At 39.5% G+C, this 1,411-nt stretch carries 1 protein-coding gene and 1 pseudogene; both read left to right on the top strand.

Annotated elements, in window-relative coordinates:
• The first annotated feature begins 158 nt into the window (after positions 1-158).
• On the top strand, positions 159-1,196 hold the full coding sequence (locus CDZ78_RS20415) for a type IV pilus twitching motility protein PilT (RefSeq protein WP_087871581.1): 1,038 nt from the start codon (positions 159-161) through the stop codon (positions 1,194-1,196).
• Between the two features lie 19 nt (positions 1,197-1,215).
• A pseudogene (locus CDZ78_RS20410) lies at positions 1,216-1,411 on the top strand (type IV pili twitching motility protein PilT); the annotation flags it as partial.

Raw genomic sequence — 1,411 nt, 5'->3', positions numbered from 1 at the left:
CTACTTAATTCCCCTTAGGCAATAGCATTTGAAACGAATGAAAAGACTATTTTTTTCATATAGTTGTAGCATAGTTTCAATTTTACCATAAATAATTATTGGGAAACTTCAGTATATAATTACCTTTAAATTATTTCTTTTTTCCCTCTGGAGTCTCAATGGATATTGCTGAATTACTCGCGTTTTCTGTTAAAAATGGTGCCTCGGATTTACATTTATCTGCTGGCCTCCCTCCGATGATTCGAGTTGACGGCGATATTCGACGGGTTAATATAGATGCTTTCGATCATAAGCAAGTACATGCGCTTATTTATGACATTATGAATGATAAGCAACGACGTGATTATGAAGAGTTTTTTGAAACAGATTTCTCTTTTGCCTTACCTGGTTTAGCTAGATTTCGTGTTAACGCCTTTAATCAGGAACGCGGGGCAGCCGCTGTATTTAGAACCATTCCCTCAGAAATATCATCTCTGGAAGATCTGGATGCGCCTAAATTCTTTACTGAATTAACTGATAAATCGCGTGGTCTGGTACTGGTTACAGGCCCGACCGGTTCGGGTAAATCAACTACCCTGGCGGCAATGATTAATCATATTAATCTAAATCGTTATGAGCATATTCTAACCATTGAAGATCCAATAGAATTTCTGCATACTAGTCAAAAATGTCTAATCAACCAACGAGAAGTGCATAGGGATACACAAAGTTTTAATAATGCATTAAGATCAGCTCTAAGGGAAGACCCTGATATTATATTGGTCGGGGAGATGCGTGATATTGAAACCATCCGTCTAGCGTTAACTGCTGCTGAAACGGGCCACCTGGTTTTTGCCACCTTGCATACCACTTCTGCCGCAAAAACAATTGACCGTATTATTGACGTATTTCCGGCGGCAGAAAAGGAAATGATCCGTTCAATGTTATCTGAGTCTCTACAGGCTGTTATCTCACAAACCCTATTGAAAAGAATTGGCGGTGGACGTATCGCTGCCCATGAGATTATGGTGGGTACCCCCGCCATTCGAAATTTGATTCGCGAAGCAAAAGTCGCACAAATGTATTCAGCCATTCAGACAGGTCGCCGTGAAGGCATGCAGACCCTTGATCAAAACCTTAAAGAGTTAGTAGATTCAGGAAAAATCACATCCAAAGCGGCTATGGCTAAAGCAGTCAGCAGAGACATGTTCCGTTAAAATTCAGCAGGAGAATAATATGGATTTTGAGAAGTTATTAGAATTGATGTGCACAAAAAAAGCATCTGATTTATTTATTACCGCAGAACGCCCCCCTGCTTTAAAAGTTGATGGAAAAATCATAGATGTTTCCAAAACTTCACTATCAGAAGAGCAATCCTTAAAGCTAGTTAAAAGCATCATGACTCAACGCCAGCGTGATGACTTTGATAATA

Source organism: Bathymodiolus platifrons methanotrophic gill symbiont (genome assembly GCF_002189065.1).
Lineage (GTDB): Bacteria > Pseudomonadota > Gammaproteobacteria > Methylococcales > Methylomonadaceae > Methyloprofundus.
Note: the sequence above shows the minus strand (reverse complement) of the source record. Positions and strands in the feature narration are given on the sequence as shown.

Excerpts from the sequence above, each read along its gene's own strand:
- CDZ78_RS20415 (WP_087871581.1), top strand. The coding sequence starts at position 159 with ATGGATATTGCTGAATTACTCGCGTTTTCTGTTAAAAATGGTGCCTCG.